Annotated in this window: 13 protein-coding genes; 1 reads left to right on the plus strand and 12 read right to left on the minus strand. The window is 39.3% G+C overall.

The genetic code is table 11. The annotated features are described in order from the left end of the window. Positions 1-2: 2 nt before the first annotated feature. From mnmE to BZK24_RS01045, 12 genes are all read right to left on the minus strand, one after another. The gene (gene mnmE / locus BZK24_RS00990) at positions 3-1,355 is read right to left on the minus strand and encodes a tRNA uridine-5-carboxymethylaminomethyl(34) synthesis GTPase MnmE (protein ID WP_171972357.1); all 1,353 of its coding nucleotides are present in this window, start codon (positions 1,353-1,355) and stop codon (positions 3-5) included. Then, on the minus strand, positions 1,348-2,145 hold the full coding sequence (locus BZK24_RS00995) for a Jag N-terminal domain-containing protein (protein WP_077656301.1): 798 nt from the start codon (positions 2,143-2,145) through the stop codon (positions 1,348-1,350). Before BZK24_RS00995 ends, mnmE begins: the two co-directional genes overlap by 8 nt. Then, complete coding sequence (gene yidC / locus BZK24_RS01000) at positions 2,145-3,791, minus strand: membrane protein insertase YidC (protein WP_077656302.1); 1,647 nt, start codon at positions 3,789-3,791, stop codon at positions 2,145-2,147. Before yidC ends, BZK24_RS00995 begins: the two co-directional genes overlap by 1 nt. A 5-nt stretch (positions 3,792-3,796) precedes the next feature. Further along, positions 3,797-4,150, minus strand: a complete 354-nt coding sequence (gene yidD, locus BZK24_RS01005; RefSeq protein WP_001245472.1) for a membrane protein insertion efficiency factor YidD — start codon at positions 4,148-4,150, stop codon at positions 3,797-3,799. Further along, on the minus strand, positions 4,137-4,622 hold the full coding sequence (gene rnpA, locus BZK24_RS01010) for a ribonuclease P protein component (RefSeq protein WP_001112497.1): 486 nt from the start codon (positions 4,620-4,622) through the stop codon (positions 4,137-4,139). Before rnpA ends, yidD begins: the two co-directional genes overlap by 14 nt. Then, positions 4,582-4,716 (minus strand): 50S ribosomal protein L34, encoded by a 135-nt coding sequence (gene rpmH / locus BZK24_RS01015; protein ID WP_001847286.1) that lies wholly within the window; start codon positions 4,714-4,716, stop codon positions 4,582-4,584. The genes rnpA and rpmH overlap by 41 nt, the downstream gene beginning before the upstream one ends. 71 nt (positions 4,717-4,787) lie before the next feature. Beyond that, a complete protein-coding gene (locus tag BZK24_RS01020; protein ID WP_000755082.1) occupies positions 4,788-5,189 on the minus strand; it encodes an ExbD/TolR family protein in 402 nt (133 codons plus the stop codon). 10 nt (positions 5,190-5,199) lie between these two features. Beyond that, entirely contained in the window at positions 5,200-5,652 is a 453-nt protein-coding gene (gene exbB / locus BZK24_RS01025; protein WP_024751164.1) for a TonB-system energizer ExbB, read from the minus strand. A gap of 2 nt (positions 5,653-5,654) precedes the next feature. After that, positions 5,655-6,113, minus strand: coding sequence for an SsrA-binding protein (gene smpB, locus BZK24_RS01030; protein ID WP_077656303.1), 459 nt, complete (start codon positions 6,111-6,113; stop codon positions 5,655-5,657). After that, complete coding sequence (locus tag BZK24_RS01035) at positions 6,094-6,912, minus strand: 4-(cytidine 5'-diphospho)-2-C-methyl-D-erythritol kinase (RefSeq protein WP_171972358.1); 819 nt, start codon at positions 6,910-6,912, stop codon at positions 6,094-6,096. The genes smpB and BZK24_RS01035 overlap by 20 nt, the downstream gene beginning before the upstream one ends. Beyond that, a complete protein-coding gene (locus BZK24_RS01040; protein WP_000906441.1) occupies positions 6,912-7,142 on the minus strand; it encodes a carbon storage regulator in 231 nt (76 codons plus the stop codon). The genes BZK24_RS01035 and BZK24_RS01040 overlap by 1 nt, the downstream gene beginning before the upstream one ends. An 18-nt stretch (positions 7,143-7,160) precedes the next feature. Further along, a complete protein-coding gene (locus BZK24_RS01045) occupies positions 7,161-7,649 on the minus strand; it encodes a peptidylprolyl isomerase (protein ID WP_001875504.1) in 489 nt (162 codons plus the stop codon). A 123-nt stretch (positions 7,650-7,772) separates the two neighbouring features. Here BZK24_RS01045 and BZK24_RS01050 point away from each other — a divergent pair, with 123 nt between their 5' ends. Next, positions 7,773-8,552, plus strand: coding sequence for a hypothetical protein (locus BZK24_RS01050; protein WP_077656305.1), 780 nt, complete (start codon positions 7,773-7,775; stop codon positions 8,550-8,552). The last annotated feature ends 18 nt before the right edge of the window (positions 8,553-8,570 follow it).

Genomic DNA, 8,570 nt, shown 5'->3' on the forward strand with positions numbered 1-8,570 from the left:
TTTTATTTGCCTAAGCAAAATTCGCTGAACATGCTATCAAGCATCTGGCTGGTTTCATAAGGGCGGGTGAGCAAGTTCAAGTTTTCTATCGCGCTTAAAATGTGATAAGAAAAAAGCTCCAAAGTTTCTAAATGGTTTTTAGCGTTTTGCAATTCAGTAATGGCGTTTTCTAGGGCGGTTGTTTGGGCTAGGGAAGTGAGCAAGAGCTTGTTTTGGGTGTCTAGTTTGGGGAAAAACTCACTGATTTTTTGGCTCAAATCTTTCAAACAAGCCTTGGAATTTAGGGTGTTGGTCTCTAGGATAGAATAAGGGATTTTAAGATAAGATTTTAAAATTTCAAGCTCTAGTTTGGTGGCTAGATCGTTTTTATTCAAAACGACAATGCAAGGCTTTTTAGCGCGATTGAGGGTGTCAATAAGGTTAAAATCTTCTTTTTCTAGGGGTTTAGAAAGATCAAACACGCCTAAAATAATGTCGCAATTTTCTAAACTTTTAAGGCTTTTTTCAATCCCTAATCGCTCTATTTTATCCGCGCTCTCTCTAATGCCAGCCGTATCAATCAAGCGCACCTTATGCCCTTGCAATTCAATGACTTCTTCTATGGTGTCTCTTGTTGTGCCTTTAATATCGCTCACCAAAGCCCTTTCTTCTAAAAGCATGGCGTTTAATAGGGAACTTTTACCGGCATTGGGTTTGCCAACGATGCTTAAGGCATGCCCCTTATTCCTTTGTTTTTGCGCGTTAGAAAAATCCAATAAGTCTTTAAAAGAGGCGATTTGTTTTTCCAAATTCAAAGACACTTCCTTTAAAAAATCGCTAGGAATGTCTTCTTCGCTATAATCAATCAAAACTTCTGAACTCGCCAAAAGCTTTAAAAGATTATTCCTAGCCTCTTCAATAAAAATTTTTAACTCGCCCTTAAGCTGCCTAGCTAGGGCGTTTAAAACGCTTTCATCTTCACAAAGGATGAGCTGAACGCTCGCTTCAATCTCGCTCAAATCCATTTTATGGTTTAAAAAGGCTTTTTTGCTAAATTCCCCCGCTTTAGCGAGCCTAGATCCTAAATTCAAGCAAGCTTGAAGGATATTTTGCGCTAAAAGGGGGCTTCCATGGCATTGGATTTCGCACACGTCTTCACCGGTGAAACTATAGGGGGCTTTGAAATAAATGACTAACGCTTTGTCCAATAAAACGCCATTAGAAAAAATGTCGCACACATAAGCGTATCTGGGGGTGAAGTCTTGTTTTTGGGTGAGTTGTTTGAGGATGTTTAGGGCGTTATGGCCGCTGATTTTAATGATGCTAATCGCTCCCTTGCCTAAAGGGGTAGCGATAGCGGCGATGGTGTCATTCATTATTAAAGTCGTTGATGACGATGTATTTTTCATCGTTTAAATTGGTTTTGATGGAAACATATTTGTTAGGGAACGCTTTTCGTAATTTCTTTAAAGCGATATAGGTTAAAACGCCATCAGGGGCTTTCATCTGCCCTTTACCCACTTCATGAACGGTCATGATCGTGCTTTGGAGTTGCGCTTCCATGACCTTTTCTTGGTTTTGTAAAAAAGTGGAAATTTCTAAGCGGATGCTATAGCCATAAGCAGGGTGGATCCAGTTAAAGAGCAAGTAAGAAAGGGCTTTGTAACGATAACCTTTTTCGCCAATCAAAAGGGCGGAATCTTCGCCATCAATATCGATCAATAAAACCCCCGGTTCATAAAGACTGACTTCCACTTTATTGATTTTATAAGGCAAGTGGGAGAATAAGTCTTTCAATTCTTGCTTAATCTCATGGAGTTTGTCTCCATTATGAGATTCTTCTTTAGGGTTTTTTTTAGGGGGTTTAGGGGTGATTATTTCTTCTTGCGGTGTTTCTATCTCTAATTTTTGTTTTTTTTCTTCTATATTGTTTTGATGATTTTCTTTCGTGTCAATTTCTTTAACGCTCTCTTCTTTAACCTCTTTAACGCTTTCTTTAACGCCCACTAAAATAATGGCTTCTTTTTTACCGATGTTTAAAAACCCTTTAGAGGGCGTTTGAATGACTTCGTATTGCAAATTAATGATGGGGCAATTCAAGGCGATAGAAGCTTGAATGAGGGCTTCTTCTAAGGTTTTGGCTTTGATTTCAATAAAATTTTGCATCAATGTTCCTTTTTGTTTTGCGCATGCATGCGTTTTTTATTTTCTAAGATTTTATTGATGATGAGTTGTTGCAACACCGAAAGGATGTTGTTCGTGGTCCAATACAAGACTAACCCTGCAGGGAAAGTGATTAAAAAGATTGTGAATAATAGGGGTAGGAGTTTAAAGATTTTTGCTTGCATGGGATCGGTCATGGTGTTTGGCGTAACGCTTTGGTGCCAATACATAGACGCCCCCATAAGAAGCGGTAAAATGAAATACGGATCCATGATGGATAAATCATGAATCCATAGAATCCACTCTGAGCTTTTCAATTCCACAGCGTTATAAAGCACTCTATAAATCGCAAAAAACACCGGGATTTGTAAGATCAAGGGCAGACAACCCCCTAGCGGGTTAGCCCCATGTTTTTTGTAAAGTTGCATCATGTGGGCTTGCAACTTTTGGGGCTCGCCCTTGTATTTTTCTTGGAGTTCTTTCATTTTGGGAGCTAATTCTTTGAGCTTTTGCATGCTCACCATGCCCTTATAGCTTAAGGGGTAGAGGACAATGCGCACGATAATCGTTAAAAGAATGATAGCCCAACCCCAATTGCCCACAAATTGATACAAATAATCCAGTAAAACAAACACGCCTTTAGCGAAGAAAGTGATCAAGCCATACTCTATCACATCAGTGAGCATGGGTGAAATCGCTTTCAAAGAGCGGTAATCTTTAGGGCCAATATAGCCATGCAAATTCGCTTCATTTTTAAGGGAAATGAACCCTAAGGGGTTTTTAGTGCCGATTTCTGAATCGATTAAGGCTTCAAATCCTTGAGGATCTTTAGTGAAAAGCAAGGTGGTGAAATACCTATCCACGCTGGATAAAAAGAGGGTGTTAGAAAAGCGTTTGATCTCTTTAGCGTCTTTATCTTCAATTTTTTCAATTTTTTTGTCGTTGTTTTCTAAAAGCACGCCTGAAAAGGTGTAGCTGTCCAAATCAGCCACCGGCCTGTAACCATTAGTGATCACATAGCTAGGGATAATGTTGTTAGGCGATTTGAATGCGATTTTTAAATCATAATGCAAATCATCATAGAAAGTCAGGGTTTTAATGATAGTAAGAGCGCCTAAATCTTGGGTTAAAACGAGCTGTTCATTAGGCCCAAGAGTGGTTTTTGAAGCACTATAAGGGGTGTTGAACGCTTTGTTATTGAGCGTGGGGTCTAAAAAACGCACTTCTAAAGGCTTGAGTTTATCGGCTGCTAAAAGGGGGAGCTCTTTTAGGGGGGGTTGCGCGTTTTCTTTGGAGCTAAAAAGATGGCCCACATGCTCTAAAAAGCCCTTTTGTTTGGGGGTTAGATACTTTTTATCCTTGAGATAAACCTGTTTGATGCGCCCTAAAAAGTCAATTTCAATCCTGGCATGCTCAAAAGAAATCGTGCTTAACAAATTCTCTTGGGGGATGGTTTGAGTAACGCTAAAATGTTGGGCGTTGGGCGCGTTAGGACTTGTTGCTGTGTGGTTGTTGGTTGTTTCTTGCTTTGTGGTTTGGGTTGTTGTTTTGTTTGGTTTTTGGAAAAAATAGCTATAAAGAGCGATAAACAAGAAAGACAGAGCGATCGCTAAAATCAAGCGGAGATTATTATTGTTGTTTCTATCCATTGTGATCAAACCTTAATGATGTAGTAAGTTGCGTGGCTTTTTGTGGGAACGAGCCAAAAAGTGATGGTTTTAAAATTGCGATTAGAATCTTTATGAGATTGGATCAAGCTTGGGCGTTTCAAGCGAGTAGTAGGGTAAGCAATGCCCCCAGAGCAAAAAGGGTTGCATGAGAGTATCCTTAGAATGATCTTACCCATAGCGCTCAAAGGGCTTTCAAAACAGAGTAACCACAGAGCGTAGTTGGAGCAAGTGGGGTAAAACCGACAGCTTGAAGGGGTGAAAGCCGAAAAAAAGCGTTGGTAACCCTTAATTGATGCCGTAAAAATCGCACTCAAAAAAGGCGTTTTATTGTTTCGCATAGGTATGAGTTATTCCTTTTTTCAAGTCTTTCAAGGCTTTGTTCATATAGTTTTTAATGGAAGTTAGCATTTCTAAAAAATGTTTTTCTAAAGCCCAAAAATCTAAATGGCAACAATCGCTTCTAGGCACAAACACCAAAGCAAGCCCTTGACAAAGAGCGGCATGCTTTAATGTAAGCGAACGCAAACGGCGTTTGATAAGGTTTCGTTTCACGGCATTGCCGACTTTTTTGGACACGCTCAAACCTAACAAACAAAGCGTATTTCGGTCTTTAAGCCTGCAAGAGAGCGGATCTTTAAAGCCCTCTTTTTCTTTTGGTGGCTCTTTTGATAAATCCAAAACAAAGAGCGAAAAAAAAGGGTTGTGTTTTTTAAAACCTTTTCTATAAACCCTATCAAACTCGCTCTTGTTTTTTAAAGAGTCATAGGGTTTAGACGGAAAGCTTTTTTCTGCCCTTAGCTCGTCTGGCATTAATCACCTTGCGCCCGTTTTTGGTTTTCATTCTCACTAGAAAGCCATGGGTTCGCTTTCTTGGTGTGTTGTGTGGTTGGTAAGTGCGTTTCATTTAAAACTCCCTTGATAAAAATTAAACATAAATACAGATTTTAGCTAAAGAATGCTAAAAATTGACTAAAACTAATTTTTTTGATTCTTTTTATCTTCAACAAGAATGTAAAGCTGCTTCAGATTGTTCGTTTGCAATAAATCCACGACTTTGATAAAGTTATCCAAATTGCTTTTCTTGTCGCCTTGCAAGACAATAGGGGTGTCTTTAGCCAAAGTGGAAACCTTGTGTTTTAAATTTTCAAAGCTGATTTCTTTATCGTCAAAATAAAAAGAACCCTTATTAGAAATGGCGATCGTAACTTGTTTTTTGTCCAACACGTCTTTAGAATCAGTGCTGTCTTTATCCACTTGAGGAATGCTAATAGGGAGCTTTGAAGTTTGCACAAAAGACGCCGTTGTAAGCACGATCACTAACAACACAAGCATGATGTCAATGAAAGGCACCACATTCATGGATTCTACTTTTTTCACCGCTCAATCCTTAGGCTTTGTTATAAATCTCATGGGATTGCGTGTCAACCGGGTGGTGGAAAATATCCCATTTAGTGACTAAAATCTCGCTTTTTCTCACTAGCAAGTTATAAATCACAATCGCAGGGATCGCTACCAATAACCCCATGCCAGTCGCTTTTAAAGCAAGCGCTAAATTAGTCATGATCGCCTTAGTGTCAATGCCAGAAGCGGAACCTAAATCCATAAAAGTGAGCATGATCCCCATAACCGTTCCTAAAAGACCGATATAAGGGGCGTTAGAGCCAATCGTGGCCACTAAAGTCAGTCGTTTGTGTAGGGCTAATTCCAGTTTACGCCTATCTGTGTAGTCATCTACACGAAGAGTGGCAAAAAACCACAACCTTTCTATTGCGATCGCTATAACGATGACTGATAAAAAGATCAAAAACCCTATAACCCCATAATCTACCATTTCTTTCATTATTATCCTTTAAAGTGGTGTTTTAAATCGGTAAGAATTTCTTTATTGAGTGCTTTTTCTTTGAGACTTTGTCTTTTGTCGTGCAATCTTTTTCCTTTCACTAAAGCAATTTGGATTTTAGCTCTATTTTTTTGGTTAAAATACAATTTCAATCCTACGATACTCAAGCGTTCTTTAGACGCTTCCATTTGCCATTTCAATAATTGCTTTTTGTGTAAAAGCAACTTACGCTCTCGCCTTTCATTGGGCTTGTAATACGCGTGGATTGTATCTAAAAATGATATATGAACACCAAATAAAAAAGCTTCTCCTTTGATTATTTTAACAAAATTATCTTTTAAATTCACCCTAGTTTGCCTCAAAGCCTTCACTTCAGAGCCTAAAAGCGCTAATCCTGCTTCTAAAGTTTCCAAAATTTCATAGTCAAAATAGGCTTTTTTATTACTGGCAATGAGTTTCATTCGCCCCCTTTTGAGCGGACTTGAGCCTAAAAAACGCGCTCCCGCTCCCACTAAAAAACCACTCCTTACTGAGTTGGCTTTCTATATCTTTGAGGGCAGGGTTAGCGCGTAAAGCTGGTTTTAAAAGATCGTTTAATTCGCTTCTGTCATAAGTCTTTAGGCATTCTAAACTCGTTTTTTTAAGCCACTCTTTAGCTTGAGAAAAACAAGTTTCAGGCTTATAAGCTTGATAGATGGCTTTGGTGCTGCAAAAAACATGATTTGGCGCATAGATTTCCAGGCGATTTTCTAAAGGCTCTTCTTCAAAATTTTCAATGACTTCGCCATAAGAAGTGGCGTTAGCACTTTTGTGTTGCGAGATGAAAAAATTGGTGTCTGCACCCACTAAAGATCCCATGCTATAAAGCTCTTCTAAACTCAAACGCCAGTCAAAAATTTGATTCAAATGATACAATAGCCCCCCAGCATCAGCGCTCCCACCGCCTAATCCGGCTTGAGTGGGGATGTTTTTTTCCACTTCAATCGCTAGGGTGTCTAGGGATTTGATGGCAGAATGAGAGAAATTTTTTGATTTTAAAAAATTTTTTAAAATTTGGAGGGCTTTAAAGAGCGAGTTTTCTTCTAAAGGGCAGTCAAAATCCCCTTTTAGTGAAAAGGAAAGTGCACTCTTGACGCTAATAATGTCTTTGAGCTTATCTTTGACTAAACACATGCGAGAAATGAGCTTGTGGTAAGCCCCTTCTTTGTGAAGGATTTTTAAAAAAATATTGACCTTAGGATAAACTTCAAAAGCATGCATCAAGGCTTAATGACCTTTTTGATGTTTTCTAACAAGCTTTCATCTACGCACGCAGAAGCTTTTTGGTTTTCGCTCACAATGGCCTCTTTGAGTTCAGCACGCAAAATAAGGGTGCTTTCAGGCGCTTCAAACCCTAAACGCACACTCCCTCTATCTATGGAAATGACTTTAATGTGGATATTATCATCAATGACAATCCCTTCATTAACTTTGCGGCTGAGTATGAGCATGTCTAAATCTCTTGTTCCTTATAGAGAAGGGCTAAACACAACGCTTTCTATAATATCGCCCTGCTTGATCTTGTCCAATACATTAAGGCCTTCTGCACTAGTGATTTTGCCAAATACGGTGTGTTCGCCATCTAAATGAGGCAAATCCACAAAACACAAGAAAAACTGACTCCCTCCTGTATCTCTTCCAGCATGCGCCATAGAGAGCGAGCCTCTTTTGTGCTTGTTGGGGTTATGGGCCACTTCGCATTTAATGCGGTGTCCTGGCCCGCCTGTGCCTGTGCCATAAGGGCAACCTCCTTGAGCCACAAAGCCTGCGATCACACGATGGAAGCTAAGCCCATCATAAAAACCCTCTTTAGCCAGAGCTACAAAGTTACTCACCGCTTGGGGCGCGTCTTTATAAAAAAGCTCTAGAGCGATATCGCCTTTATTGGTTTTGATCGTGGCGTAAGCGGTTTTTGCAAGCTCTTCTTCTTTAATTTCATAAGTTTTAATTGGATCCATCATAAACCTTTGCGATAAGCTTTTGTCATTCAAATGATCTATTATAGCAATAAATTAAAACAAATGGTATTTTGGCCGATAGTGTTGCAGGATACTTTTGAAATTTAAGCGGTAAGTTTGATAATGGCGTTTTGGCATAAAAGATTAGCGGTGGGTTGTTGTATCGTTTTATTTTCATGCATGATGAACGCTAATAACATTCAAATCGTTAGAGACGATCCGCCCCTTGATCCAACGCTCCCTGCATGGGTTTATTCTGTTGCGTTATTGAAAGTGTATTTTAGCGATGGGACTTATAAAGAAGGCTATGCGACTTTGCTCAAAAATGGGCGTTATATCGCTTCTTCTGAAACGCTTTATTCTAATGGCTTATACCCTAAAATGGTTTTAGCCAAAATGCAAGACAGCAGCGCTAAAGAGCTGATTTGCATAGCCAGCTTGCGCCTTGAAGCGATAGATAGGGATCAAGGGCTTTCGCTTTTAAAAACCGCCGATTTTAGAGACGATTATTGCCACAAAAGAGAAGAGAGCTATTATCATGCAAGGATTTATGCCAAATACGCTCAAATTTTCCATTCAAATCCTTATACCAATCAAAAAACACCTAATTCTGATCTCTACTACCCGGCGTTGAATGAGGGGAATTCTTTTTCTATACAGACAACGGGCATTTCTGTGGCTGAACTTTTAAAATCTAAAAAGTTTCTTTCGCTTGATAGTTCTTTTAAAAAGGGGAGCGTGTTGTGGGGAGGGAGGCCCTATTTTAGCGAAGTGGGGGAGTTTATGGGGATGGCTAGCAGCACTTTAGAAAACCAAGAAAGTTTGGTGATTATCCCTAAAGAAAAGATCGTGCAATTTTTAAGCGCTCTAAAAAATCAAAATATTTTCCCAAACATTCCCTAGATTTAAGCAAACCTTAAG

Source organism: Helicobacter pylori (assembly GCF_001998165.1).
GTDB classification, from domain to species: Bacteria; Campylobacterota; Campylobacteria; order Campylobacterales; family Helicobacteraceae; genus Helicobacter; species Helicobacter pylori_DL.

Coding starts and splice junctions, on each gene's coding strand:
- mnmE (WP_171972357.1), bottom strand. CDS start 1,355: ATGAATGACACCATCGCCGCTATCGCTACCCCTTTAGGCAAGGGAGCG.
- BZK24_RS00995 (WP_077656301.1), bottom strand. CDS start 2,145: ATGCAAAATTTTATTGAAATCAAAGCCAAAACCTTAGAAGAAGCCCTC.
- yidC (WP_077656302.1), bottom strand. CDS start 3,791: ATGGATAGAAACAACAATAATAATCTCCGCTTGATTTTAGCGATCGCT.
- yidD (WP_001245472.1), bottom strand. CDS start 4,150: ATGCGAAACAATAAAACGCCTTTTTTGAGTGCGATTTTTACGGCATCA.
- rnpA (WP_001112497.1), bottom strand. CDS start 4,622: ATGCCAGACGAGCTAAGGGCAGAAAAAAGCTTTCCGTCTAAACCCTAT.
- rpmH (WP_001847286.1), bottom strand. CDS start 4,716: ATGAAACGCACTTACCAACCACACAACACACCAAGAAAGCGAACCCAT.
- exbB (WP_024751164.1), bottom strand. CDS start 5,652: ATGAAAGAAATGGTAGATTATGGGGTTATAGGGTTTTTGATCTTTTTA.
- smpB (WP_077656303.1), bottom strand. CDS start 6,113: ATGAAACTCATTGCCAGTAATAAAAAAGCCTATTTTGACTATGAAATT.
- BZK24_RS01035 (WP_171972358.1), bottom strand. CDS start 6,912: ATGCATGCTTTTGAAGTTTATCCTAAGGTCAATATTTTTTTAAAAATC.
- BZK24_RS01040 (WP_000906441.1), bottom strand. CDS start 7,142: ATGCTCATACTCAGCCGCAAAGTTAATGAAGGGATTGTCATTGATGAT.
- BZK24_RS01045 (WP_001875504.1), bottom strand. CDS start 7,649: ATGGATCCAATTAAAACTTATGAAATTAAAGAAGAAGAGCTTGCAAAA.
- BZK24_RS01050 (WP_077656305.1), top strand. CDS start 7,773: ATGGCGTTTTGGCATAAAAGATTAGCGGTGGGTTGTTGTATCGTTTTA.